Annotated in this window: 20 protein-coding genes and 1 pseudogene; 16 read left to right on the plus strand and 5 right to left on the minus strand. The window is 70.2% G+C overall.

Annotated elements, in window-relative coordinates; all coding sequences use genetic code 11:
- Window positions 1-155: 155 nt before the first annotated feature.
- The 5 genes from FHS42_RS02660 to trpA all read left to right on the plus strand — a co-directional run bounded on the left by FHS42_RS02660 (window position 156) and on the right by trpA (window position 4,194).
- Window positions 156-629 (plus strand): DUF2752 domain-containing protein, encoded by a 474-nt coding sequence (locus FHS42_RS02660; RefSeq protein ID WP_184568820.1) that lies wholly within the window; start codon window positions 156-158, stop codon window positions 627-629.
- 159 nt (window positions 630-788) lie between these two features.
- Window positions 789-1,598 (plus strand): indole-3-glycerol phosphate synthase TrpC, encoded by an 810-nt coding sequence (gene trpC / locus FHS42_RS02665; protein ID WP_184568821.1) that lies wholly within the window; start codon window positions 789-791, stop codon window positions 1,596-1,598.
- 9 nt (window positions 1,599-1,607) lie between these two features.
- Window positions 1,608-1,775, plus strand: a complete 168-nt coding sequence (gene trpM / locus FHS42_RS38965) for a tryptophan biosynthesis modulator TrpM (RefSeq protein WP_376772505.1) — start codon at window positions 1,608-1,610, stop codon at window positions 1,773-1,775.
- Window positions 1,776-2,134: 359 nt separating this feature from the next.
- The gene (gene trpB, locus FHS42_RS02670; RefSeq protein WP_184568822.1) at window positions 2,135-3,382 is read left to right on the plus strand and encodes a tryptophan synthase subunit beta; all 1,248 of its coding nucleotides are present in this window, start codon (window positions 2,135-2,137) and stop codon (window positions 3,380-3,382) included.
- Window positions 3,379-4,194 (plus strand): tryptophan synthase subunit alpha, encoded by an 816-nt coding sequence (gene trpA, locus FHS42_RS02675; protein WP_184568823.1) that lies wholly within the window; start codon window positions 3,379-3,381, stop codon window positions 4,192-4,194. The genes trpB and trpA overlap by 4 nt, the downstream gene beginning before the upstream one ends.
- Here trpA and FHS42_RS02680 read toward each other — a convergent pair.
- Complete coding sequence (locus FHS42_RS02680; RefSeq protein WP_184568824.1) at window positions 4,153-4,572, minus strand: hypothetical protein; 420 nt, start codon at window positions 4,570-4,572, stop codon at window positions 4,153-4,155. The genes trpA and FHS42_RS02680 overlap by 42 nt on opposite strands.
- 4 nt (window positions 4,573-4,576) lie before the next feature.
- On the opposite strand from FHS42_RS02680, the gene FHS42_RS02685 reads away from it, so the two are divergent.
- From FHS42_RS02685 to FHS42_RS02710, 6 genes and pseudogenes are all read left to right on the plus strand, one after another.
- On the plus strand, window positions 4,577-5,362 hold the full coding sequence (locus tag FHS42_RS02685) for a DsbA family protein (RefSeq protein ID WP_312866674.1): 786 nt from the start codon (window positions 4,577-4,579) through the stop codon (window positions 5,360-5,362).
- Between the two features lie 101 nt (window positions 5,363-5,463).
- The gene (lgt, locus tag FHS42_RS02690) at window positions 5,464-6,519 is read left to right on the plus strand and encodes a prolipoprotein diacylglyceryl transferase (protein ID WP_184568825.1); all 1,056 of its coding nucleotides are present in this window, start codon (window positions 5,464-5,466) and stop codon (window positions 6,517-6,519) included.
- A gap of 297 nt (window positions 6,520-6,816) precedes the next feature.
- Window positions 6,817-7,548 (plus strand): VIT1/CCC1 transporter family protein, encoded by a 732-nt coding sequence (locus FHS42_RS02695; RefSeq protein WP_184568826.1) that lies wholly within the window; start codon window positions 6,817-6,819, stop codon window positions 7,546-7,548.
- A 395-nt stretch (window positions 7,549-7,943) separates the two neighbouring features.
- Window positions 7,944-12,488 carry a glutamate synthase large subunit gene (gltB, locus tag FHS42_RS02700; RefSeq protein ID WP_246494166.1) on the plus strand — a complete coding sequence of 1,515 codons (4,545 nt, stop codon included), beginning with the start codon at window positions 7,944-7,946 and terminating at the stop codon, window positions 12,486-12,488.
- Window positions 12,481-13,941: a glutamate synthase subunit beta gene (locus FHS42_RS02705; protein WP_184568828.1), complete on the plus strand. Its 1,461-nt coding sequence runs from the start codon at window positions 12,481-12,483 to the stop codon at window positions 13,939-13,941. Before gltB ends, FHS42_RS02705 begins: the two co-directional genes overlap by 8 nt.
- Before the next feature lie 345 nt (window positions 13,942-14,286).
- Window positions 14,287-15,413, plus strand: a pseudogene (locus FHS42_RS02710) (NsdA family TPR-like regulatory protein); the annotation flags it as partial.
- A 73-nt stretch (window positions 15,414-15,486) separates the two neighbouring features.
- Here FHS42_RS02710 and FHS42_RS02715 read toward each other — a convergent pair.
- Window positions 15,487-16,047, minus strand: coding sequence for a MarR family winged helix-turn-helix transcriptional regulator (locus FHS42_RS02715; RefSeq protein ID WP_376772521.1), 561 nt, complete (start codon window positions 16,045-16,047; stop codon window positions 15,487-15,489).
- Between the two features lie 180 nt (window positions 16,048-16,227).
- Between FHS42_RS02715 and FHS42_RS02720 the strand changes: the two genes are divergently transcribed.
- Together FHS42_RS02720 and FHS42_RS02725 are read left to right on the plus strand one after the other, a co-directional pair.
- Window positions 16,228-16,968 carry an SDR family NAD(P)-dependent oxidoreductase gene (locus tag FHS42_RS02720; protein ID WP_184568830.1) on the plus strand — a complete coding sequence of 247 codons (741 nt, stop codon included), beginning with the start codon at window positions 16,228-16,230 and terminating at the stop codon, window positions 16,966-16,968.
- A gap of 384 nt (window positions 16,969-17,352) precedes the next feature.
- Window positions 17,353-18,090, plus strand: a complete 738-nt coding sequence (locus FHS42_RS02725; RefSeq protein ID WP_184568831.1) for an alpha/beta fold hydrolase — start codon at window positions 17,353-17,355, stop codon at window positions 18,088-18,090.
- A gap of 204 nt (window positions 18,091-18,294) precedes the next feature.
- Here FHS42_RS02725 and FHS42_RS02730 read toward each other — a convergent pair whose 3' ends face one another.
- Complete coding sequence (locus tag FHS42_RS02730; RefSeq protein ID WP_184568832.1) at window positions 18,295-19,215, minus strand: hypothetical protein; 921 nt, start codon at window positions 19,213-19,215, stop codon at window positions 18,295-18,297.
- A 301-nt stretch (window positions 19,216-19,516) separates the two neighbouring features.
- Between FHS42_RS02730 and FHS42_RS02735 the strand changes: the two genes are divergently transcribed.
- Window positions 19,517-20,317, plus strand: coding sequence for a S1 family peptidase (locus FHS42_RS02735; RefSeq protein WP_246494112.1), 801 nt, complete (start codon window positions 19,517-19,519; stop codon window positions 20,315-20,317).
- A 907-nt stretch (window positions 20,318-21,224) separates the two neighbouring features.
- Window positions 21,225-22,067 carry a S1 family peptidase gene (locus tag FHS42_RS02740; protein WP_184568834.1) on the plus strand — a complete coding sequence of 281 codons (843 nt, stop codon included), beginning with the start codon at window positions 21,225-21,227 and terminating at the stop codon, window positions 22,065-22,067.
- A gap of 298 nt (window positions 22,068-22,365) precedes the next feature.
- On the opposite strand, the gene FHS42_RS02745 is transcribed toward FHS42_RS02740, so the two are convergent.
- The gene (locus FHS42_RS02745; RefSeq protein WP_184568835.1) at window positions 22,366-23,400 is read right to left on the minus strand and encodes an aminoglycoside phosphotransferase family protein; all 1,035 of its coding nucleotides are present in this window, start codon (window positions 23,398-23,400) and stop codon (window positions 22,366-22,368) included.
- Window positions 23,401-23,718: 318 nt separating this feature from the next.
- On the opposite strand from FHS42_RS02745, the gene FHS42_RS02750 reads away from it, so the two are divergent.
- A complete protein-coding gene (locus tag FHS42_RS02750) occupies window positions 23,719-24,453 on the plus strand; it encodes an MBL fold metallo-hydrolase (protein WP_184568836.1) in 735 nt (244 codons plus the stop codon).
- Window positions 24,454-24,553: 100 nt separating this feature from the next.
- On the opposite strand, the gene FHS42_RS02755 is transcribed toward FHS42_RS02750, so the two are convergent.
- Window positions 24,554-24,931 carry a VOC family protein gene (locus FHS42_RS02755; RefSeq protein ID WP_184568837.1) on the minus strand — a complete coding sequence of 126 codons (378 nt, stop codon included), beginning with the start codon at window positions 24,929-24,931 and terminating at the stop codon, window positions 24,554-24,556.
- Window positions 24,932-24,967: the final 36 nt, after the last annotated feature.

Below are 24,967 nucleotides of genomic sequence, written 5' to 3' on the forward strand. Positions count from 1 at the left end.
CGCCCCCCGTGCGACTTCCCTCTCGTACGCCCTGCACGGCCCCCCGGGTGTCGGCGGTTCCGTACGGGCCTCCGCCCCCGTCACTCGCCGCCCGGAACGGCCCCTGCCGCGCCCCCTGAGCTGCGCGCGGGCCCGATCGGGCGGACACTCGAACCGTGTCCGACCAGCTCCGGCCCAGCCACTCCCGCGTCGTCTCACTCCCGCGCCGCCTGGCAGCCCCGATCGGTGTACTCGTAGGCGCCGTGGCCGCCTTCGCGAGTGTGGCCGCTGTCGATCCCCACGAGCCGGGGCACTACCCCGCCTGCCCGATGCTCCAACACACCGGTCTGCTCTGCCCCGGCTGCGGCGGGCTGCGCGGCGCGTACTGCCTGGCCCACGGCGACCTTGCCGCGGCGCTGGGCGCCAATGCGCTGGCGGTCGCCGGGTACGTCGCCTGCGCCGTCGCGTGGACGGTTTGGTGCGCCCGGTGCGCACGCCTGCCACATCTCGCACGCACTGCGCGCCCGGCGTTTGCCACGCGCCCCGTACGCCCTCAGCGGATGCGTCGCGCCTGGTGGTCCCTGGGCCTGTTGGTGCTGATGTTCACACTCGTCCGCAACCTGCCATACGGGACTGCGCTGGCCCCTTGATGCCTGTCCGTCACCTGCCGGGGCGTCCAGATGATGGCGTTGTCGTCAACCGGATGCGCGCCCTCAGTCCCGCGGCGGTTACCATCGCCAGTGCCTGGTGATGCGGTCATCCGCCGCACCGGCGCCGACCACCAAGCTCCATCGGAAGGGGGCCGCTCCGTGAGTGTGCTCGACGAGATCATCGACGGAGTCCGTGCCGACCTCGCCGAACGGCAGGCTCAGGTCAGCCTCGACGAGCTCAAGGAGCGCGCCGCCAAGGCACCGCAGGCCAAGGACGGTGTGGCCGCGCTCAAGGGCGACAGCGTCAAGGTGATCTGCGAGGTCAAGCGCTCCAGCCCGTCCAAGGGCGCGCTGGCCGCCATCGCGGACCCGGCCGGGCTCGCCGCCGACTACGAGGCGGGCGGCGCGGCGCTCATCAGCGTGTTGACCGAGCAGCGTCGCTTCGGCGGCTCGCTCGCCGACCTGGAGGCCGTGCGCGCCCGGGTGGACATCCCCGTGCTGCGCAAGGACTTCATCGTCACCTCCTACCAGTTGTGGGAGGCCCGTGCGTACGGTGCCGACGTCATCTTGCTGATCGTTGCGGCCCTCGACCAGGAGGCGCTGGTCTCGCTGATCGAGCGCGCCGTGTCGATCGGGCTCACCCCGCTCGTGGAGGTGCACGACGAGGAGGAGGCGGAGCGCGCGGTGGCCGCCGGCGCACGCATCATCGGCATCAACGCCCGCAACCTGAAGACCCTTGAGGTGGACCGGGGCAACTTCGCCCGGGTCGCGCCCGAGATTCCGCCGCACATCGTGAAGATCGCCGAGTCCGGCGTGCGCGGCCCGCACGACCTGATCGCCTACGCGAACGAGGGCGCGGACGCCGTGCTCGTCGGCGAGTCGCTCGTCACCGGCCGCGACCCGAAGACCGCCGTCGCGGACCTCGTGGCCGCCGGCGCCCACCCCGCGCTGCGGCACGGACGGGGCTGACTTTCCGCCATGTTCGCCGCCTGCGCCGAGCCCGATCGCCGCGCGTTGCCTCCCTGGCACCGCGGCTGCCGGGCGCCCGCTCGTCGAGTGCGGGGGCGCCGGGTGCGCTACCACATTGGCTGTGAGCCAGGACAAGTCAACGGCCGTCGATGGCCGGGGGCGCCCACCGGCCGCTGAGCCGCACCGCGCCCCGCCATCCCCTGCGGGTACGCAGCCATGCCGAGCCCCCTCCGCCAGCCATCCGGCTGCCGGGGTGGCGCACCGGTAGGCCGTGCCGAGGGCTGGCCGTGCGCTGATCGCGGTGGTGGCTCGGTGTATCGAGCGCCCGACTGCGGCGCGTCCCTCGACAGGGCCGCCGCGCCGGCGCTCGCGGTTCGTATCGTGACTTTCCGTGTCTTTTCCTTACGGCGTACTCTGCCACCCGCCGAGCGGCGCACCGCGATCTTGACGATCCCGGTCTGCTGCCGACCCGGCGGCGCGGCTGGGTGCGCCCGTGACATCCGCGGGGCCAAGGCCCCGGCTGAGGAGTGCACCGGATGACTTCCGATTTCTTTATTCCCGACCCCCAGGGTCAGATCCCGAACGTCGAGGGGTACTTCGGCGCGTTCGGCGGCAAGTTCATCCCCGAGGCGCTGGTTGCCGCGGTCGATGAGGTCGCCGCCGAGTACGACAAGGCCAAGACGGACCCGGAGTTCGCCGCCGAACTCGGCGAGCTGATGGTCAACTACACGGGGCGGCCAAGCGCCCTGACCGAGGTGCCTCGGTTCGCCGAGCACGCGGGGGGAGCGCGGGTCTTCCTCAAGCGAGAAGACCTCAACCACACCGGCTCCCACAAGATCAACAATGTGCTCGGGCAGGCGCTGCTCACCAAGCGCATGGGCAAGACCCGGGTCATCGCCGAGACCGGCGCCGGGCAGCATGGCGTGGCTACCGCCACCGCGTGCGCGCTGTTCGGCCTCGAATGCACCATCTACATGGGCGAGGTGGACACCGAGCGGCAGGCGCTGAACGTCGCCCGGATGCGGATGCTCGGCGCCGAGGTCATCGCCGTGAAGTCCGGCAGCCGGACCCTCAAGGACGCCATCAACGAGGCGTTCCGGGACTGGGTCGCCAACGTGGACCGCACCCACTACCTGTTCGGCACCGTCGCGGGCCCGCATCCCTTCCCGGCACTGGTACGCGACTTCCATCGAGTGATCGGGGTCGAGGCCCGCCGCCAAATCCTGGAGCGGGCCGGGCGACTGCCCGACGTGGCCGTGGCCTGCGTCGGCGGCGGCTCCAACGCGATCGGCCTCTTCCACGCCTTCATCCCTGACGAAGGCGTCCGACTGGTGGGCGTGGAGCCCGCCGGGCACGGCATCGACAGCGGCGAGCACGCTGCCACGCTGAGCGTCGGCGACCCCGGCATCTTGCACGGCTCTCGTTCGTACGTCCTTCAGGACGAGGACGGACAGATCACCGAGCCGTACTCGATCTCGGCCGGGCTCGACTACCCGGGCGTGGGCCCCGAGCACGCCTACCTCAAGGACGTGGGGCGGGCCGAATACCGCTCCGCGACCGACGACGCCGCCATGCAGTCGCTGCGGCTGCTGTCGCAAACCGAGGGCATCATCCCCGCCATCGAGAGCGCGCACGCGCTCGCCGGGGCGCTAGAGCTTGGTCGCGAGCTGGGCCCCGATGGACTACTCCTGGTCAACCTTTCCGGGCGTGGGGACAAGGACATGGACACGGCCGCCCGTTACTTCGGGCTGTATGACGGGTCGGACGACGAGGGGGCCAAATGAGCGGCAACATCACCCTGCTGAACGGCGTACTCGCCCAGGCCAGAGCCGAGAACAGGGCCGCGCTTGTCGGCTATCTCCCGGCTGGTTTCCCCACCGTGGACGACGGCGTGCGCGCCATCTCCGCGATGGTCGAGGGCGGTTGCGACATCGTGGAGGTCGGGCTGCCACACAGCGACCCGGTACTTGACGGGCCCATCATCCAAACCGCCGACGACATCGCGTTGCGCGGCGGCCTGAAGATCGTGGATGTGATCCGCACGGTCCGCGAGGTGCATGCGGCCACCGGCGCGCCGGTGCTGTGCATGACGTACTGGAACCCGGTGGACCGGTACGGCGTCGAGCGCTTCGCGGCCGATCTCGCCGCGGCCGGCGGCGCCGGGTGCATCCTGCCCGACCTGCCGGTACAGGAGTCCAGGGTCTGGCGGGACGCGGCCGAGCAGCACGGGCTTGCCACCGTGTTCGTGGTCGCACCGAGCAGCCGCGACGAGCGATTGGCCACCATCACGGCCGCGGGCAGCGGCTTCGTCTACGCGGCGTCGCTGATGGGGGTCACGGGAACCCGCGAGTCCGTTGGTCTCCAGGCCCAGGACCTGGTGACCCGCACCCGCGCCAGCACCGAACTGCCGGTGTGCGTGGGCCTTGGCGTGTCCAACCCCGAACAGGCCGCCGAGGTGGCGCAGTTCGCGGACGGCGTGATCGTCGGCTCCGCTTTCGTCAAGCAACTTTTGGACGCGCCCGACCTGGAAACGGGCCTGGCCGGCGTGCGCACGCTAGCGGCCGACCTGGCCAAGGGGGTACGCCAGCGCGCGTAACGCCGCTAGCGGTACGCCACCGCCGCCGACCCGCACCCGCACCCCGGGCAGCTCCCGCTGTCCGGGGTGCGGTGTGTTCGCGCTCCCACCGGCGGTGTCGGTGGCGGTGTTCTTCGCCGGTGCTGGGTTCGCCCAGCACTGTGCTCCGGGCGCCGCGGTCACCGCTCCCGCCGCTGCCTCGGTTGTCGGCACCGCCGTCTGCCGGCCGTTTGTGGGCCGGGCTCGCGCCGTGCGAGCGGGGAAGGCCACCACCTGAGCCGGGCCTCGACGCACTTGCCAGCCCGTCGCCCGCCGTGTGGCCACCTTGCGCAACCATCGCTCGATCGGGCGAATACCTGGCACCGGAGCGCAGCCGTGCTCCGGTGCGTCGTTGTGCACGGGCGTGAGTCACAACCGTACGGATAAGCGCAGCGCTCGCGAGCGACTGCAAGAACAGCGCGCGATGGACGAGGCGCGGCGAAAGCGGAAGCGCGCCCTGATCGCGGCGGGCGTCATCGTGGTGGTGCTCGGCGCGGTGGGCGGCATCGGCGCCCTGATCGCCGGCCAGGACGATGACGATGCCGGCGACGCGCGGGGCCCCGTGGTCGAGCCCAAGGGCGCGGCCGGCAAGAAGCGGGTGGCCATCCCGGCAGGCGCGGCAGGCGCGGCGTCCACCCTCACCGTCTACGAGGACTTCCGCTGCCCAGGGTGTGCCGGCTTCGAGAACGGCTTCCGTAAAACGATCAACGAATTGCGCGAGGCCGGGCAACTGAGGACCGAGTACCACCTCGTGACCCTCATCGATGGCAACTTCGGCGGCTCCGGCTCGCTCCGTGCGGCCAACGCGGCGGCCTGTGCGCAGGATGCCGGGAAGTTCCCCGGGTACCACGACATGCTTTTCGAGAACCAGCCGAAGGAATCGGACGACGCCTTCGCGGACCGGGGGTATCTGATCGACCTAGCCGGAAAGGTGCCGGGCCTGGACACGCCGGACTTCCGTGCCTGTGTGAACAAGGGGACGCACGAGAGCTGGGTGAAGAAGGTCAACTCGGCCTTCGGTACCTCGGGCCACAGTGCCACGCCGACCGTGCTGCTCAACGGAGACAACGTCTACGGGGACCAGAGCGACCCGCTGACCCCGGAAAAGCTGAAGAAGGAGGTGACGCAGGCGGCTCGAAAGAAGGGCTAGCCGCTGGCATCGGGCGGGCGTGGGCGCCGGTCTCGTTATGCAGCCGTTGTGCCGGGTGGGTTGCCGTGCTTCCCGCCCGGCAGGGTAGCGTCAACCCTGTCATGGACCTCGCTTATATCCCCAGCCCCTCATCCGGCGTGATCGATCTCGGTCCGATCCCGCTGCGCGGCTACGCGTTCTGCATCATCATCGGCGTCTTCGTCGCGGTCTGGTACGGCGGGCGGCGCTGGGTCGCCCGTGGTGGCCAGGTCGGCACGGTGGCCGACATCGCCGTATGGGCGGTGCCCTTCGGCCTGATCGGTGGCCGGCTGTACCACGTGATCACCGACTACCAGCTGTACTTCAGTGACGGTGAGAACTGGGTCGATGCCTTCAAGATCTGGCAGGGCGGCCTCGGGATCTGGGGCGCCATCGCGCTCGGCGCGGTGGGCGCCTGGATCGCCTGCCGCCGCCGAGGCATCCCGCTGCCGGCGTACGCGGACGCGCTCGCCCCGGGCATCGCCTTCGCGCAGGCGATCGGCCGCTGGGGCAACTGGTTCAACCAGGAGCTGTTCGGCAAGGCGACCGATGTGCCGTGGGCGCTGAAGATCGACGCCGACCCCGGCACCGCCACGCTCGCCGGCACCTACCACCCGACGTTCTTGTACGAGTCGCTGTGGTGCCTGGGCGTGGCGCTGCTGGTGATCTGGGCGGACCGGCGGTTCAACCTCGGGCACGGCCGGGTCTTTGCGCTGTACGTCGCGGCGTACACGGTGGGCCGGTTTTGGATCGAGTACCTGCGCGTCGATGAGGCGCACGAGGTGCTGGGCCTGCGGCTGAACAACTGGACCGCGATCGTTGTCTTCCTGGCGGCCGTGGCCTACTTCGTCCTCTCGGCGCGGCGTAACCCGGGCCGAGAGCTGGTGGTCGAGCCGGCCGCGGTCGTTGGGCCAGTTGAGGGACCGATCGATGGCGCGGATGACGGCGCGGACGACGATGCGCCGAAGGCGGCGCAGTCTGCGGGCTCCGTCTCCACGGTGAAGAAGCCGCGCGAGCCCCAAAAGTCGGGGCGAGATGGCGAGGCGCCGCGAGATGGCGAGGCGCACGACGGTACGCCGCGAGATGGTGAGGCCGAGGCCGGCGAGGCCGCGGGCGCCGAGGCGTCGAACAAGACCTGAGCGCCGGGCAGGCGCCGCACAGCCAAGGCCGGAGGCCGCAGGACCGAAGAGGTCCTGCGGCCTCCGGCCGTTGTGCCAGCCGTCTGCGCTCCTCGGGGGGTGGCCCGGCGGCCGTGCGGGGTGGGCGGGGCAGCCCAGTTCCCCGAGAAGTTAGGTTAGCCAACCATCTATTGTTTGCGCAGGTCAGCGAGGTAAGTTTGGCCTTCCTTGCTGGCGGAGGCGGGGAATTCGAGCGTACCTTCGAGGCGTTGGCGGCGGTGCTACGTCCGTCGCCCCGAAGAGGGAGAGCTCTACCCGATGTCCGTCATCAGCGCCACGGAACCGCCCCACGTCGCCCACCGCGACAACCACACCCACCGCGATGTCAACGGCGGCTGGCTGCGGCCCGCAGTGTTCGGCGCCATGGACGGCCTGGTCTCCAACCTGGCCCTGATGGCCGGTGTCGCGGGCGGTGCCGTGTCGCAGCAGACGATCGTCATCACCGGTTTGTCCGGGCTCGCGGCCGGGGCGTTCTCGATGGCGGCGGGGGAGTACACCTCAGTGGCCTCGCAGCGCGAGCTGGTCCTTGCCGAGTTGGAGGTGGAGCGCCGTGAGCTGCGTAAGCACCCCAAGGACGAGCTATTGGAACTGGCCGCCCTGTACGAGTCGCGGGGTGTGGAGCCGGAGCTGGCCCGTGAGGTGGCCCGCCAGCTTTCGCTGGACCCGGAGCGGGCCCTTGAGGTGCATGCCCGCGAGGAACTGGGGGTGGACCCGGATGATCTGCCGTCCCCGCTGACGGCGGCCGTCTCCTCGTTCGGTGCCTTCGCGCTGGGCGCGCTGCTGCCGGTGTTGCCCTACCTCCTGGGCGCGTCGGTGCTGTGGCCCGCGGTGCTGCTCTCGCTGGTGGGGCTGTTTGGGTGCGGTGCTGTAGTGGCCCGGGTGACGGCCAGGTCGTGGTGGTTCAGCGGGCTGCGACAACTGGCGCTCGGTGGCGCGGCGGCCGGTGTGACGTACGCCCTGGGCACCCTGTTCGGCACGGCCATAGGGTGACCGCCGATGACGATTCATACGGCGCTCTGAATAATATGCATATTACCTTGCGGTTTCGGTTCGCTCACGAGCGGGCATAAGGCCCAGGCGCCGCGGGCAACGTCGCTCGCTTCGCTGACCGTGCAGGCGCGCCCAGTTCAGCCCCCCACACCCCCGCCACCGCACTCTCGCGGTGTCCGCATGCTGGAATGAAGTATCCGCTTCTTGGTAAGCGGGCCATCATGTAACCTGCACGAAATTCGCAGAGGGCCAACGTCGTCCCTCGGCACCAGCACTTGCCACCGACGACGACGGGAGAGCCGATGCGTTCCGCGCACCCCCGGCCCGTGCCTTCCGTGCCCAGCGGCGACGCCATCGCCTGGTCACCGTTGCAGGGGCGACCTGCCCGACAGGGGATGTACGACCCCCGTAACGAGCACGACGCCTGCGGCGTCGGTTTTGTCGCGACGCTCACCGGCGAAGCCAGCCACACGCTGGTCGAGCAGGCCCTCACCGTCCTGCGTAACCTCGAACACCGCGGCGCCACCGGCTCCGACCCCGACTCGGGCGACGGCGCGGGCATCTTGCTCCAGGTGCCGGACGCCTTCCTGCGCGACTGCGTCAGCTTTCCGCTGCCGGCGCCCGGCGCCTACGCGGTCGGCATCGCCTTCTTGCCCAGCGCCGGCGAAGAGGCCGCAGCCGCGGTCTCCCGGACCGAGACCATCGCCGTCGAAGAAGGCCTGACCGTCCTTGGCTGGCGAGTCGTCCCCGTCGCCCCCGACCTGCTCGGCAGCGGGGCCCGGGCCACCATGCCCGCCTTCTCGCAGCTCTTCGTCCAAGACGCCGAAGGCTCCCGCAGCGGCATCGACTTGGACCGTAAGGCATTCGTGCTGCGCAAGCGCGCCGAGCGGGAGGCCGGGGTGTACTTCCCCTCGCTCTCCGCGCGGACCCTCGTCTACAAGGGCATGCTCACCACCGGACAGTTGGAGCCCTTCTTCCCCGACCTGTCCGACCGCAGGTTCGCCACCGCCATCGCGCTGGTGCACTCCCGGTTCTCCACCAACACTTTTCCGTCCTGGCCGCTGGCACACCCGTACCGCTTCGTCGCGCACAACGGCGAGATCAACACGGTCCAGGGCAACCGCAACTGGATGCGGGCCCGCGAGTCGCAGCTCGCCAGCGAGCTGCTCGACGGTGCGGGCCGGCCGGGCGGTGAGGCCGGGGCAATCGACCGGATCTTCCCCGTCTGTACCCCCGACGCCTCCGACTCCGCCTCCTTCGACGAGGTGCTCGAACTGCTCCACCTGGGCGGCCGGTCACTGCCGCACAGCGTGCTGATGATGATCCCCGAGGCGTGGGAAAACAGCGCATCGATGGGCCCCGCCCGGCGCGCCTTCTACCAGTACCACTCCACGATGATGGAGCCCTGGGACGGCCCGGCCTGTGTCACCTTCACCGATGGCACCCAGGTCGGCGCCGTCCTGGACCGCAACGGGCTGCGTCCGGGCCGTTACTGGGTCACCGACGATGGCCTGGTCGTGCTGTCCTCCGAGGTCGGCGTCCTGGAGATCGACCCGGCCCGCGTCGTACGCAAGGGCCGTCTCCAGCCCGGCCGGATGTTCCTCGTGGACACCGCCGAGCACCGCATCGTCGAGGACGACGAGATCAAGAGCGCCCTCGCCACCGAGCAGCCGTACCAGGAGTGGCTTGAGGCGGGCGAGATCGAGCTGGAGGACCTGCCCGAGCGCGAGCACATCGTGCACACCCACGCCTCGGTCACCCGCCGCCAGCAGACCTTCGGCTACACCGAGGAAGAGCTACGGCTCATCATCGCGCCGATGGCCAAGGCCGCTGCGGAACCGATCGGTTCGATGGGCACCGACTCGCCCATCGCCGCGCTCTCCGACCGGCCCCGGCTGCTCTTCGACTACTTCACCCAGCTCTTCGCGCAGGTCACCAACCCGCCACTGGACGCCATCCGCGAGGAACTGGTCACCTCGCTGATCTCCTCGCTCGGCCCGCAGGGCAACCTCCTTGAGCCGACCGCGGCCTCCTGCCGCAGCGTCACGCTGCCCTTCCCGGTGATCGACAACGACGAGCTGGCCAAGCTCATCCACATCAACGCCGATGGCGACCTGCCTGGCCTCAAGGCCGCCACCCTGTCCGGCCTGTACCGGGTGGGCGACGGGGGTGAGGCGCTGGCCGCCAGGATCGCCGAAATCTGCGCCGAGGCCGACTCCGCCATCGCCGATGGCGCCCGGCTGATCGTCCTGTCGGACCGGCACTCCGACGCCGAGCACGCCCCCATCCCCTCACTGCTGCTCACCTCGGCCGTGCACCACCACCTCATCCGCACCAAGCAGCGCACCCAGGTGGGGCTGCTCGTGGAGGCCGGTGATGTGCGCGAGGTGCACCACGTCGCGCTGCTCATCAGCTACGGCGCCGCCGCCGTCAACCCCTATCTCGCCATGGAGTCGGTCGAGGACCTGGTGCGCGCGGGGACCTTCCTGCCCGGCATCGAGGCCGAGGCCGCGATCCGTAACCTCATCAAGGCGCTCGGCAAGGGCGTGCTCAAGGTGATGTCCAAGATGGGCATCTCCACCGTCGCCTCCTACCGTGGTGCCCAGGTCTTCGAGGCAGTCGGCCTCAACCAGGGGTTCGTGGACACGTACTTCCACGGCACAGCAACCAAGATCGGCGGGGCTGGGCTCGACGTCATCGCCAAGGAGGTCGCCGCCCGACACGCCAAGGCGTACCCGGCCAGCGGCGTACCCTCCGCGCACCGTGCCCTGGACATCGGCGGCGAGTACCAGTGGCGCCGCGAGGGCGAGCCGCACCTCTTCGACCCGGACACCGTCTTCCGGCTCCAGCACTCCACACGTACGCGCCGCTACGACATCTTCAAGCAGTACACGGAGCGGGTGAACGAGCAGTCCGAGCGGCTGATGACGCTGCGGGGCCTGTTCGGCCTCAAGAGCGACCATCCCTCGATCCCCATCGAGGAGGTCGAGCCGGTGAGCGAGATCGTGCGGCGCTTCTCGACCGGCGCCATGTCGTACGGTTCCATCTCCCGCGAGGCGCACGAAACCCTGGCGATCGCCATGAACCAGCTCGGGGCCAAGTCCAACACCGGTGAGGGCGGTGAGGACCCGGAGCGGTTGTACGACCCGAAGCGGCGCTCGTCCATCAAGCAGGTCGCCTCCGGCCGGTTCGGCGTGACCAGCGAATACCTGGTCAACGCCGACGACATCCAGATCAAGATGGCGCAGGGCGCCAAGCCAGGCGAGGGTGGCCAACTGCCCGGCCACAAGGTCTACCCGTGGGTCGCCAAGACCCGCCACTCCACGCCAGGCGTCGGCCTCATCTCGCCCCCGCCGCATCACGACATCTACTCCATCGAAGACCTCGCCCAGCTCATCCACGACCTGAAGAACGCCAACCCCCTGGCGCGTATCCACGTCAAGCTGGTCAGCGAGGTCGGCGTCGGCACGGTCGCGGCCGGCGTCTCCAAGGCACATGCGGACGTCGTGCTGATCTCAGGACACGACGGTGGCACCGGCGCCTCCCCGCTGACCTCCCTCAAGCACGCGGGCGGACCCTGGGAGCTCGGCCTCGCCGAGACTCAGCAGACGCTGCTGCTCAACGGGTTGCGCGACCGCATCGTCGTCCAGACCGATGGCCAGCTCAAGACCGGCCGTGACGTGATCATCGCGGCGCTGCTCGGCGCCGAGGAGTTCGGGTTCGCGACCGCGCCGCTGGTGGTCTCGGGCTGCGTCATGATGCGCGTCTGCCACCTGGACACCTGCCCGGTCGGCATCGCCACCCAAAACCCGGTGCTGCGCGAGAGGTTCAACGGCAAGGCCGAATACATCGTCAACTTCTTCCAGTTCATCGCCGAAGAGGTCCGCGAAATACTGGCCGAGCTGGGCTTTCGCACCCTGGAAGAGGCGGTTGGGCACGCCGAACTGCTGGACATCTCGCGGGCCGTGGAGCACTGGAAGGCCAGCGGCCTCGACCTGGAGCCGCTGCTGCACGTCCCGGCGCTGCCGGACGGCGCCGTACGGCACCAGGTCGCCGCGCAGGACCACGGCCTGGCGAAGGCGCTGGACAACGAGCTGATCAAGCTGGCGGCCGACGCGCTGGCCGCGCCCGATGCCGAGTCCGCCCAGCCGGTACGCGCCCAGATCGCGATTCGTAACATCAACCGCACCGTCGGCACCATGCTCGGCCACGAGGTGACGAAGAAGTTCGGCGGCGCGGGACTGCCCGCCGACACCATCGACATCACCTTCACCGGCTCCGCCGGCCAGTCCTTCGGCGCCTTCGTGCCGCGCGGCATCACCCTGCGGCTTGAGGGCGACGCCAACGACTATGTCGGCAAGGGCCTGTCCGGTGGCCGGATCATCGTGCGCCCGGACCGCGGCGCCGACCATCTGGCCGAGTTCTCCACCATCGCGGGCAACACCCTCGCCTACGGGGCGACCGGCGGCGAGATGTTCCTGCGCGGCCGGGTCGGCGAGCGGTTCTGCGTGCGTAACTCAGGCGCCACCGTCGTGTCCGAAGGCGTCGGTGACCACGGCTGTGAGTACATGACCGGCGGCCTGGCCGTCGTGCTCGGCGAGACCGGGCGCAACTTCGCGGCGGGCATGTCCGGCGGCGTCGCGTACGTCATCGACCTCGATCTGCGCCAGGTCAACCGGGAGTTGGTCGCGGCGGTCGAACCCGTTGACGACGCCGACACCCAGTTGCTGCACGACGTCGTGCGCCGCCATCAGGAGGAGACCGGCTCCACGGTCGCCGCCACCCTCCTCGCCGACTGGGACCAAGCGAAGACCCGCTTCAGCAAGGTCCTCCCGCACACCTACAAGGCCGTGCTCGCCGCCAAGGACGCCGCCGAGCGAGCTGGACTCTCTGAGTCCGAGACCACCGAAAAGATGATGGAGGCGGCGACGCATGGCTGACCCCAAGGGCTTTTTGACCACCGGCCGTGAGGTCGCCACGACCCGTCCCGTCGGCGAGCGCGTCAAGGACTGGAACGAGGTCTACGTCCCCGGCTCACTGCTGCCGATCATCAGCAAGCAGGCGGGCCGCTGCATGGACTGCGGCATTCCGTTTTGTCACAACGGCTGTCCGCTAGGGAACCTCATCCCCGAGTGGAACGACTACGCCTACCGCGAGGACTGGAGCGAGGCCAGCGAGCGGCTGCACGCGACGAACAACTTCCCGGAGTTCACCGGGCGGCTGTGCCCCGCGCCGTGCGAGTCGGCGTGCGTCCTTGGCATCAACCAGCCGGCGGTGACCATCAAGAACGTCGAGGTCACCATCAGCGACAAGGCGTGGGAGTCGGGCGATGTCACCCCGCAGCCGCCGGAGCGGCTGTCCGGCAAGACCGTCGCCGTGATCGGCTCGGGCCCGGCCGGGCTCGCCGCCGCCCAGCAGCTCACCCGCGCCGGCCACACGGTCGCCGTCTACGAGCGGGCCGACCGCATCGGCGGACTGCTGCGCTACGGCATTCCCGAGTTCAAGATGGAAAAGCGGCACATCAACCGCCGCATCGAGCAGATGCGCGCGGAGGGCACCAAGTTCCGTACCGAGGTGGAGGTCGGCCGCGACATTGACGCGGCGAAGCTCCGCAGGCGCTACGACGCGGTGGTCATCGCCGCCGGCGCCACGGTCTCGCGCGATCTGCCGGTGCCAGGGCGCGAGCTCAAGGGCATCCACGCCGCGATGGAGTACCTGCCGCTGGCCAACAAGGTGCAAGAAGGCGACTTCGTGGCGCCGCCCCTGACCGCCGCGGGCAAGCACGTCGTGGTCATCGGCGGCGGCGACACCGGCGCCGACTGCGTGGGCACCGCACACCGCCAAGGCGCCGCGTCCGTCACCCAGCTGGAGATCATGCCCCAGCCGGGAGACGACCGCCCCGGACACCAGCCATGGCCGACGTTCCCCATGCTGTACAAGGTCACCTCGGCCCACGAGGAGGGCGGCGAGCGGATCTACTCGGTCAACACCACCCACTTCGAGGGCGACGAGGACGGGAACGTGAAGTTCCTGCACCTGGTCGAGGTCGAATTCAAGGACGGCACGTTCGAGAAGCAGCCGGGCACCGAGCGTAAGATCCCGGCCGAACTGGTCACCCTCGCCATGGGCTTCACCGGCACCGACCAGAGCAACGGCCTCGTCGAACAATTCGGTCTTGAGCTAGACGCGCGCGGCAACGTCGCCAGGGACGCGGACTTCGCCACCAACGTGGAGGGCGTCTACGTCGCGGGTGACGCGGGCCGCGGCCAGTCGCTCATCGTCTGGGCCATCGCCGAAGGCCGCTCCGCCGCCCGCGCGGTGGACAGCTATCTGACCGGCGCCAGCGCCCTACCCGCACCGATCCGCCCCACGGACCGCGCGCTGACCGCGTAACCTGTCGGAGTACGGCCGCGCAGCCGCGCAGCCCCGACCGCCTGACCGCCCGACCCGTCGCCGGCCCTGCCGCGACCGCCCGAACTACCGGCCTGTGCCGGAAGGTGTCCCGTACAGCGCGGTACGGAACACGCGGCGTCTGCCCGTCCCCGACCGGATGGCAGGCGCCGCCTTTGTTTTTTCAGGCCGGGGCGTGGCCGCAACGGGCGCCTTCCGTGGGCTGCTCCGCACTCGGCAGCGGCCGATTCCCTCGCGTACCGCGACTGGTCGGCTACCCGGCGGTACCGTGTGAGGGAGCTCGGACGGTGACGCGGTGAACCGCTTCCCAGCGCGAGGAGTTGAGGACGAGTGGCGGTACCGGTGACGAACACAAGGCCCATTCCCGAAGCGAAGGGCAGCCGGGACGCGGTGGGGGAGCTCATCGACCGCGGGGCGCGGACATGAACCCCGCCCGTCGCGGCGTGCTCGCCGCCGGGCTGTACTCGGCGACCCTCGCCGCGCCCCAGTTCGCCGGCACGGCCCGAGCCGAGGGCCGCACGAGCGAAGCCCGGGCCACGGGTCGTATCGGCCCGGGCGAAGTGGCGACGGTGCGCACCATGACGGACCGTATCGCCGACATCTTGGACGATCTCGGCGGCGGCCATGCCCGCCCGATGGCGGCGGCCTTCCTGGTCAACACGGTGGCGCCGTACCTGCGGGCATCGGCTACCGAGGCCGTACGAAAGGACATGCTGTCCGCCGCCTCCGACCTTACGTATCTCACCGGCTGGATGGCGATGTACGAGCGCCGCCAGGGCCTTGGCCAGCAGTATTACGTCAAGGCTCTGGATCTGGCGCGTGCGGCCGGGGACCACCTCACCTACTGCCGCACGCTGCGCGGCATGAGCCTGCAAGCGTCGCATCTCGGTTACGGGAAGAAGGCGCACGAACTCGCGGACTCGGCCGCCGAGGCGGCACCGCAAGCCGGGCCCCGTCTTGTCGCGTTCCTCCGTGGTCAGCAGGCGCACGGCGCCGCCATGGTCGGCGACCGGCGCCAGGCATCGGTTCGGCTCACGGAGGCGGAGTCGGCCCTGTCGAAGGCGGACTCGCGGCGCGACGCGGTCGGCGGCTACGACCGGGCCGCGTATGAGTTCCATGTGGCCCACGTACGCGCCGAGTTCGGCGATCTGCCCGGCTCCATCGCCGCGCTCCAAGCCTCGCTACGCGCCCAGCCGGAACAGCAGCGGCAAGGCCGATTGCACGCCCACGCCATGCTGGCCGAGCGTCAGTTCGCCCTGGGGCACCTCGACGCGGGCTGCGCCACGTGGTCGGCGTTCCTCGATGACTACCTGGTGCTGTCCACGGCCCGCGGGGATGAGCACTTCGCCTCCCTGCGCCACCATCTGCTCGCCCACTCCCGCGTGCGCGCGGTGCGCCACCTAGCGGGGCGAGCCCGTGAGGTGGCCGCACTCAAGGGGCTAACGGTTCGCTGACCGCGCTCCCGGTTCGATGGGGCCGGGTCGGGGGTGTACGGGTTTGCCCACCCCGGATGGCGTTACGGCCCGATCAGTCGTGCCCCACATGGGTGATCCGGTCGTCTCCGAGGCGTTGCTGGACATCGCGCAGCAAGACCTCCAGCAACTCCGTCAACTGCCGCTGCTGTTCGGCCGACAGCCCCGTCAGCAGGTCCGCCTCCCTGGTCAGTACCTGATCCACCGTGGCTTCGACCAGTGCGTGCCCGGCGTCGGTGAGGTGGACCAGGACCGTACGCGGGCGGCCTGCGCCGGGGCGGCGGGTCACCAGTCCGTCGCGTTCGGCGCGGGTGACGCGCTGCGAGATCGCACCCGCCGTGACCAGGGAACGCCCGCTGAGCTCGCGGGTGCTGAGCGTGTACGGCGGGCCGCTGCGACGCAGCACGCTCAGCAGATCCAGCGTGGCGGCATCGACCGCGGCCCGGGCGAGCACCCGCCGCCGGTCATCGCCGAGAAGCTTCGCAAGCCGCCAGATCGGCGTCACGATCCCGATCGAGGACACCGGGGTGCCGGGACGCTCCCGCTGCCAGGCCGCGGCGATCTCGGCGACCGGATGGTCAGCGGTCGGGGCGGTGGCGCTGGTCGAGTCGGTCAAAGCGGCCGGGTCAGCCGCGGTGATCGGATCGGTGACGTGGTCGGCCGCGGTGTCCTTCCCTCGGTTCTTCCGGGCTGCTGGGCGGCGGGCGGCGGCCATGGTTGTCCTTCGGTGCAGAGTACGTTTAGATCTAAACGTAGGTTAGATTTAGGTCTTAACGAAACGTTCGGAGGTCACTCTATGTCCCGCACCATCCTGGTGACCGGGGGCGGAACCGGCATCGGCCGCGCCGTCGTCCGGCACTTCGCCCACCAAGGCGACACCGTCTTCCTCACCGGCCGCCGCCTCGCCCCACTGACCGCGACTGCCGACGAGACCGGCGCCAAGCCACTGGTCTGCGATCACACGGACCCCTCACACCTGGCGGCGCTGCTCGCCGCGTTGCCAGGCCGTATCGACGTGCTGATCAACAACGCGGGCGGGAACACGGACATCGGCGCCGATCAGGAGCCGGACGGCCTGGACGCCACCGCCGCGCTCACCGCCTATGCCACCCGGTTCCGGGCCAACCTCGACGCCAACTTGGTCAGTGCGGCGCTGACCACTTACGCCGTCGCCGACCGGCTGGCGGGCGGCGGGGCCGTGGTGCACATCGGCTCCATCGCGGCCGACCAGGGGGCCGGCTCGTACGGGGCGGCCAAGGCGGGCCTGGCCGCCTGGAACCTCGACCTTGCGGGGGAGCTCGGGGCCAGGGACATCACCGCCAACGTCGTCTCGCCCGGTTATATCGCCGACACCGAGTTCTTTCGCGATGTGCTGACCGCGGAGCGCCGGGAGCAGCTCGTGGCCGCCACCGCCGTGGGCCGCGCCGGGGTGCCCGACGATGTGGCCGGCGCGGTCGCTTTTCTGTGCTCACCCGCCGCGCGGCACATCACGGGCCAGGTGCTCAACGTCAACGGCGGGTCGCACATGACGCGTTGAGCCGGTGCCCCCCTGCGGGCCGCCGCCGATCGGACGAAGCTGGCGCGTGGCGGCCATCCCTGGGCGGGGTGGGCGCCACGCGTCGGCACGATGTCTTGACAGCGGTAGACGGCCCGGTTCACGGGCGGTGGCGCTGAGATGACGCGGCCCGCAGCGCAGCCGGTCGGCGGCACTGACCAGGCCCGCACCGGTACGTTGATACGGCCAGCAGTCCCTGCATCGCGCACCTTGGCCGCTGGCGGAGTGCTGTGTTGGGCCGCAAGGCCCATGGGGCAGCGGCGTGGCGCGCACGGGGGATATACCGCTGCGGGCGGAGCTGGACGAGGCCACCGGGGATGGTGCGATGCGGCATCGCCGGGCGTACGAACGGGGAGGAGCACCACCATGCGGCTGCACACGCGGGAATGGGGCACGGGCGATCGACTCGCGCTGCTCATCCACGGGATGATGTCGGACCACCGCACCTGGCGGCGGGTCGGCCCGGCGCTGGCCGACAGCGGATACCGCGTCATCGCGGTCGATCTGCGCGGGCACGGTATGAGCGAGCGCGCCGATGAGTACACCGTGCCGCTGTTCGCCGCTGACCTGGTGGAGAACCTGCCGGTCGGAGCCGAACTGGCCATCGGGCACTCGCTCGGCGGCCTTTCGCTCTCCCTCGCGGTGGACCGGTTGCGCCCCCAGCGCGCCATCTACAGCGACCCCGCCTGGGCTTTGCGCAGTGGGAAACGCCCCGTGGACGCCGACATGTTCGTCAGGCTGCGGGAGGCGACCCGGAGCGTGATCGCGTACTTCAACCCGCTGTGGGATGAGGGCGACGTGGACGCGGAACTCGCCGGCATCGCCGCCTGGGACCCGGCGACGGCGTACTCGGTGAGCGGCGAGAACGCGATCGACTGGATTCCGGAGCGGCCCCTCGTGCCGTCCCTGGTGCAGGCGGCCGACCCCAGCCGCCTGCTATCGGGCGAGCTCAAGGACCGCCTCAGCGAGCAGGGTTTCGCCGTACACACGCTGAAGAAGGCGGGGCATTCCATCCACCGGGACGACTTCGATGGGTTCATGGAGTCGGTCTTGGGCTGGGTACGAGGCGAGATACGAGGCGAGGCGCCGGTGGGCCCCGGGTGAGCGACGCCCGGGGCGGGCCGTACCGCCTCGGCTGCTTCCCTTGCCCCGTTGCCCCGTTGCCCCGTTGCCTCCGGGGCCGGTTCGGCCGCTTCGGCCGTTCCGGCCGGGTCGTGCCGTACGGCGTACGGCCGGGTCGTGTCGTACGGCCGGGTCGTGTCGTACGGCCGGGTCGTGTCGTACCGGGACTACCGCCCCTGGCGGCAGCTACGTCTCGCACTCCAACACCGTGCCGCACAGCCCGCACCGGGCCCGCAGCCTGCCCCGGACCGGCACTCGGATGCGCTGGTTGCAGACCGGGCAGGGGAAACGAACCTGGAGCGGAGACTGCCCATCGAAGGCGTAACCGGCCTCCGGCGCGGCACTCGCAGTGGGGCGAGCGGCCGGGGCCCGGGTACGGAGTAGGTCCTGGGCGTGCCGGCGGTCCTTGGCGTAACGGCGGCGGCCGGGCCAGCTGCTGGCGGCCAGCGGCGGTTGCCGCTCGTCACGGCGGGCCCGCGCCAGGCCCTTGGCGTACGCGTCGTACCCCTGGGGGCTGGTGAACCACGGCGCGATGTCCTCGCCGAACGCCTGCCCCCGCTTGGCGAGTACGTAGCCGAACTCCTCCGGCGTCAGATAGCCGAGCTTTTGGCTGGAGACCGAACTCTCCCGGTACGCGTCGAGCAGCAGCCAACCCGCGCCGAGGTAGGCGGCTGCGGTGTCCGTGAGGATCTCGTTGTCCCGGGTGCCGGGGAACGACAGGTCCAGGCGGTGCAGATAGACGTGCATCACCTCGTGCGCCAGGGCGGCGCCGATGTCGCGGCGGTGGTTTTTGAACCGGGCGTTGAGCTCGATGAAATACTCGGGGCCTGCCGTGAGTTCGACGTTCCCTGCGTGCTCCATGTCGCGGAAGCTGATGATCATGCGCGCGTCGGGGAGCCGCAGATGCCTGACCATGACGCGGGCGATGCGCTGCACCCCGAGGTAGAGATCGTCATCGTCGGGGAAGGCCACATCGACGGGCGGCACGCTCAGGGCGAAGGTGCGCACGGTGTCGTGCGAGAGACGCTTGTAGAGCGCGGTGATGGCGGCTCGTACCGTCTCCACGTGCGGATAGCCGTGCTGGATTTCGCTGCCCGTCGCCGCCACGTCCCACCCCCGCGCCGTCTGGACCGCTGACCTGGCTCAACTCTACGGACGAGGACCGATGCCGTCAGCGGCACCGGGCGAACCGCGGGTAGTACGGCCTCAACTAGCCAGTAGGAAGGCCTTGTCACCCGGTTCACTCTTTACACATAATCACAGTGCGCTTTGCGGGCTCACCCCACGGGGTCCGGACGCTTTACGGCTCGTCGCCTGGTCTGCACCAATTTTCTGTGGCGAAGGGCTCCGGATTCCTTTGTGGTACGGGCTTGCCGAACGTGGTCAACCCCCCACGAAAGGAACACCGTTGTCCATCCTGAGGACCGTTAAGAGAGGCGCCGCGGTCGGTGCCGTTACCCTCGCTGCCTTCAGCCTCACCCCCGGCACTGCCTTCGCGCAGGGCGACCCGAGTGGCCCCAGCACGAAGATCGTCGGGGGCACCCCGGCCGAACAGGGCGAATTCCCGTTCATGGTCCGGCTATCGATGGGCTGTGGCGGCGCTCTGTATGCCCAGGACATCGTGCTGACCGCCGCGCACTGTGTGGACGGCAGCGGACCGAACACCGACATCCAGGTCACCGGCGGCGTCGTGGACCTCGATGATCCGGCCGCACAGAAGGCCACGTCCACCGAGGTGCTTCAGGCTCCGGGTTACGACGGCACGGGCAAGGACTGGGCCCTGATCAAGCTGGACAAGCCGATCGACCAGCCCACCTTGAAGATCGCCGAGACGAACGCGTACGACAACGGCGAGTTCGACATCGCCGGCTGGGGCGCCGACCAGGAGGGCGGCAGCCAGCAGCAGCAGTTGCTGAAGGCCAAGGTGCCGTTCATCGACGACGCCACCTGCAAGGCAGCGGGCGGCTCGTACGGCAATCTGGTGGAGGACGAGGAACTGTGCGCCGGTCTTGAGCCAGGTGGCGTGGACACCTGCCAGGGTGACTCCGGTGGCCCGATGTTCCGCAAGGACGACGCCGGGGAATGGCTCCAGGTCGGCATCGTGAGCTGGGGCGAGGGCTGCGCCCGGCCCGGTAAGCCCGGCGTGTACACCGAGGTGAGCCACTTCGCCGCGGACATCAAGACCGCCGCTGGCCAACTCGGCGGCTGAGCAACCGGCAGGCCCCGTACGCCTCTTCTACCGCGCCTCTTCTGCCGCGCAACCTCTACCGCGCCTCTTCTAGCGCGCCACGCCCCCGAGTGGGAGTGACGCACGGCTGAGGTGAACGACTGAGCGGCCGTATGGGCCGGCGCCCGCGCCGCGCTCGTACGGCACGCTCGGCCGCGGCTCACGCTGTGGCTGGTGGCTGGTGGCTGGTGGCTGGTGGCTGATGGGTGGTCGGGGGTCGTGCCTGCGGTGCTCGCAATGCCCGTTTGAGGCTGGGCGATGCCCTCTTTGCGCCCGGTCTATTTCGCGTACGCGCATTTCGTGTACGCGACTTTGGTATGCCCTCTTACGCCTCGATACCTTTGCTCGTGAGTGCTTCCGTGGTGCTTTTGGCGCCGTTTACGAGCAGGCCTGGTTCGGCGATGGGCCGCCGCCGCCGCTTTTCGTGGGAGCTTTCTCCGCCGCTGTTCGCGCGCTGCCTTTCCGGCCCGAGTTCCTGGATCTCCCGCGCGCTGCCGCGACTGCGGCGCCCTGGCGCGTGCGCCGTTCGCAGCCCGCTCTTACTCGCTTGCTCCCACGAACCCGTAGCGGCGCGTTGGTGCACGTCGGGGCGGTGCGCGAGTGACCCCGATGACCCAATGCGCGGCGTGGTGTCCGTTTATCGGAGATCTCGGCGTTCGCTGACCGGTCAATATGCCCCGCTATTCGGTGGAGTCGAACATCACGTTCGTAGACTGTCCGGAAAATTGTGTGCGCTGTCCGGAACGCGGCCCTTGCCACCGCGTCCATAGGCTCCACATAATTCGAGCGGCACTTTCACGGTCTTGTTCCATTGAGTCCGGATGTTGTGCGGTCTGCTGCCTGTGTTCAATGGATGTTCTAAGGCGGCGGCGTCCGGATTCTGGTTGTCATGATTCTGCCAATTGTGCGTCAACCGCCCACGAGAGGACATCCGTTGAAGCTCATCAAGCACCTGAAGAGATGTATTGCGGCAAGCGCCGTCGCTCTGGCTGCCATCAGCATGAGCCCCGGCACCGCGATGGCGCAGAGCGATCCGACCGGCCCCAGCACCAAGGTCGTTGGCGGCACCCGGGCCACCCAGGGCGAATTCCCGTTCATGGTCCGGCTGTCGATGGGCTGCGGTGGCGCCCTGTACACCAAGGACATCGTGCTGACCGCCGCCCACTGTGTGGACGGCAGCGGCCCCAACACCAGCATCACCGCCACCGCGGGCAACGTTGACCTGCAAAGCACCAGTGCAATCAAGGTCAAGTCCACCCGTGTGCTCCAGGCACCCGGCTACAACGGCACGGGCAAGGACTGGGCCCTGATCAAGCTGGCCAAGCCGATCGACCTGCCGACGCTGAAGATCGCCACGACCTCGGCGTACGACAACGGCACCTTCGACATCGCGGGTTGGGGCGCCAACCGCGAGGGCGGTAGCCAGCAGCGCTACCTCCTCAAGGCCAAGGTGCCGTTCATCGACGACGCCACGTGCAAGGCGTCCGGTGGCTCGTACGGCGGTCTGATAGCCGCCGAAGAGCTCTGCGCCGGCGTCAGGCAGGGCGGCGTGGACACCTGCCAGGGTGACTCCGGTGGTCCGATGTTCCGCAAGGACAACGCCGGTGCCTGGATTCAGGTCGGCATCGTGAGCTGGGGCGAGGGCTGCGCGCGTGCCGGTAAGCCCGGCGTCTACACGCAGGTGAGCCACTTCGCGACGGCCATCCAGACCGCCGCTGGCCAGCTCCGCTAACTCCTTCCGGCGCACCTTCTCGCCGCCACTGAGCGGCATCCGCCGCCCGTCCGGCCGCGCTCCCAAGACCCCGGGCACGCTCAGCGTGCGAACCGGGCAGTCCGGACCATCTGACACGGCACGGCGCGGCGAACCCAGCCGGGCAGATCGCACCATCGCACGGGCCGCGCCCCAGGGCGCGGCCCGTGCATGCTGTTAGGTCCGGCCGCGGCCTGGGGGCCGGGCCGGCAGCGCGCCGACGCGAAGGCGCCCACGCGCCGACCGAGCGGGCGCCCGCTCGGGGCAGGTGGCGTGCTTCCTATGGGTACGGGCGCTGCGAGGGGACCTGGGCGAGCGTGGGCCACCGGGTGAGCATGCGGTGGCGCAGGTCCGAGCACAGCGCGCCCAATCCGCGCAGATCGCCGCGGTCGGCCGTCAGTTGACCGACGACGGCGAGGCGGTACGCGAGCCGCTGCCGGGCCGTCACGGTGCCCCACTCCCAGTCCCGGTCGATGAGGTGGGCCAGCTGATCCGCGGTGCCGCGCAGTGCCCGTTCGACCAGTGCGTCACCTCGGATCAACCAGCCGGCGCACGCGTCGGCAAGGTCAAGGTGAAGCTCGGTTCCCGTCATCGCGCGCCACACCGTGGCGTACGCGCTCTCCGCCCGGCTCACCAGCGAATGCGCTGCGGTGGTGACGCACCAGCAGGTCGGGAAGCCGATGCGCAGATAGGCGAGTTCCACCAGGCCGCTGCCCCAGGACGCCTGTTCAAGGTCGATGAAGGTGACGCCGGCGGCGGTGTGCAGATCGTTGCCGGGGCAGGGGTCACCGTGCAGAAGTGCGGTTCCAGGGGCCTGATCGAGCCGGTGGATCAGGGCGTGGAGCTCGGCCGCCACCTCGGGTGCCACCCGGGCCCCCAGCGCCTCGGCCAACGCGAGGAACGCCTCGACGTCGGCCTCGCCAGGCCCCGACCACCGAGGCAGCACCTCGGTGATGTCCGGCCCGCCGGCGGCATGCAGCCGGGCCAGCGCCTGGGCATAGCCGACGATCCAGTCCAGGGGCGGCCGTTGGCCGACCAGGTGCTCCAAGACGATGACCCGCTTGCGGTCGTCAGTGCCCAACACGGCCGGTACCACCGGCGGTTGAACGCGGCCAGCGAGACGCAGCGCCGTCACCTCGCGTGCGTACCGCTCCTCGACGTCAACCCCGCCCACGATCTGCTTGACCACCACCGGTCCGCGGTCCAACTCAACACGCCACACCCGAGAGCGCGGGCTGCTACCGAGCCGCTCAGAGCGGTGCGGCCGGCCCCACCTTTCCCGTAGCTCGTTGCCGAACGGCAGTTGCTCACCCATGACCGCATCGTGCCACGGGGCGCGAACGACCACTCAGGCCGCCCATGCCGCGTGCACCGGGCGCGCCCCTTCCGTGACCCACTTACGCCGCGTACGCCGGGCCCCGCGCGGCCCCTGCCCCCGCGCGGCCCCTTGCCCCCGCGGAGGCCGCCCGGGGGCCGGTGGGGCCGCAGGCAGTCGAGGAGGGCGCGGCGGCTGGGCCGGGCCGACCGGCTGTGGCCGGCCCGCAGCGGGCCGCCGTGTTCGCCCATGGCCCAACGCCTACGCGGCGGGCGCAATCCCAAGCGGTCGCGGTCACCGTGTCGTTAGCGTCAGCGCATGGAGACCTCACAGGTAGCGGACCGCGTATGGATGCTGCGCTTCGACGTCGGGCAGGCGTACGCCGTCGAACTCGCCGAAGGCTGGGCACTCATCGACACCGGTCCGACCGGCCATGCCCAGGAGATACTCGGCTCCCTCCGCCGACTGGGCGCGCACCCGGACGAGCTGCGCGCCATCCTGCTCACCCACTCCCACCCCGACCACACCGGTTCGGCCGCCGCCCTTGCCTCGATCACCCGCGCCCCCATCCTCGCCGGGGCCGCCGACGCCGCGATCATCCGGGGCGAGGCGCCCCAACCACCGCCCGTGCTGCTCGACTGGGAACGCCCACTGTTCGAGACCTACGCCGCACCCGTGCCCCCGGCCCCGCCCGCCCCCGTCCACCGCGAACTCGGCGACGGCGACGACCTGCACACACCACACGACACCGCCGACGGCGAACCACAGGCCAACTGGGGCGAACCGGCCGCCATCGTGGCCGTTCCCGGGCACACTCCAGGCAGCATCGCGCTCCATCTGCCCTCCTCGGGCGTGCTGTTCACCGGCGACACGGTCGCCAACGGAGCGGACGGCGTGATGCTCGGCGTCTTCAACATCGATCGGGCCCTGGCCATCTCCTCCTTCCACCGACAGGCGGCACTGAACGTGGAGGTCGCCTGCTTCGGTCACGGTGACCCGCTGACCAGCGGCGCGGCGGCGACGCTGCGCGCGGTGGCGGAGCGGCTGGAGTAACGGCGGTCGGGCGGGACCGCTCCCGCGGGCGCGCCCGGCCGCGCTGCCCGCGTGCCGTACCGCAGCTCCCCGCCCCGCACGCCCGGTCACCTCCGCCCCGTCACCCCTGCCCGTAGCACAAGCAGAACGGGTGCCCCGCAGGGTCCGTAAAGACCCGAAAGCCCGCGCGGGCGCCCCCGCTGTCGTGCAGGAACGTGGCGCCCAGGGCCTCCACCTCGCGCTGCGCCTGTTCCACGTCCTGGCGCGTCCCCACCTCGAAGTCCAGATGGAACTGCTGCGGGTGGGCCGGGTCGGGCCAGCGAGGTGGCTGGTAGTTGGCGACCTGCTGGAAGGCGAACTGTTGGCCTTGCGGCGAGGTCAGGGTGACCCACGTGGGGTCGGCGGCGTTCAGCCGCCACCCCAGGACGCGCTCGTAGAACGCGGCCAGCGCGGCCGGGTCGGGGCAGTCGATGACGGTGCACTGCAATGTCGCGATCATGACGGCAGGGTGCCCACGCCCGGCCCATTAGTCCAA

This window comes from Streptomyces zagrosensis (genome assembly GCF_014203645.1).
In the GTDB taxonomy this organism is placed as follows: domain Bacteria; phylum Actinomycetota; class Actinomycetes; order Streptomycetales; family Streptomycetaceae; genus Streptomyces; species Streptomyces zagrosensis.

Bases quoted from the DNA above. Each gene is read 5' to 3' on its own strand.
- FHS42_RS02720 (WP_184568830.1), top strand. From the start codon at position 16,228: ATGTCCCGCACCATCCTGGTGACCGGGGGCGGAACCGGCATCGGCCGC.
- FHS42_RS02755 (WP_184568837.1), bottom strand. From the start codon at position 24,931: ATGATCGCGACATTGCAGTGCACCGTCATCGACTGCCCCGACCCGGCC.
- FHS42_RS02705 (WP_184568828.1), top strand. From the start codon at position 12,481: ATGGCTGACCCCAAGGGCTTTTTGACCACCGGCCGTGAGGTCGCCACG.
- FHS42_RS02750 (WP_184568836.1), top strand. From the start codon at position 23,719: ATGGAGACCTCACAGGTAGCGGACCGCGTATGGATGCTGCGCTTCGAC.
- gltB (WP_246494166.1), top strand. From the start codon at position 7,944: ATGTACGACCCCCGTAACGAGCACGACGCCTGCGGCGTCGGTTTTGTC.
- FHS42_RS02695 (WP_184568826.1), top strand. From the start codon at position 6,817: ATGTCCGTCATCAGCGCCACGGAACCGCCCCACGTCGCCCACCGCGAC.
- trpM (WP_376772505.1), top strand. From the start codon at position 1,608: ATGTTCGCCGCCTGCGCCGAGCCCGATCGCCGCGCGTTGCCTCCCTGG.
- FHS42_RS02745 (WP_184568835.1), bottom strand. From the start codon at position 23,400: ATGGGTGAGCAACTGCCGTTCGGCAACGAGCTACGGGAAAGGTGGGGC.
- lgt (WP_184568825.1), top strand. From the start codon at position 5,464: ATGGACCTCGCTTATATCCCCAGCCCCTCATCCGGCGTGATCGATCTC.
- FHS42_RS02740 (WP_184568834.1), top strand. From the start codon at position 21,225: ATGATTCTGCCAATTGTGCGTCAACCGCCCACGAGAGGACATCCGTTG.
- trpB (WP_184568822.1), top strand. From the start codon at position 2,135: ATGACTTCCGATTTCTTTATTCCCGACCCCCAGGGTCAGATCCCGAAC.
- trpA (WP_184568823.1), top strand. From the start codon at position 3,379: ATGAGCGGCAACATCACCCTGCTGAACGGCGTACTCGCCCAGGCCAGA.
- FHS42_RS02725 (WP_184568831.1), top strand. From the start codon at position 17,353: ATGCGGCTGCACACGCGGGAATGGGGCACGGGCGATCGACTCGCGCTG.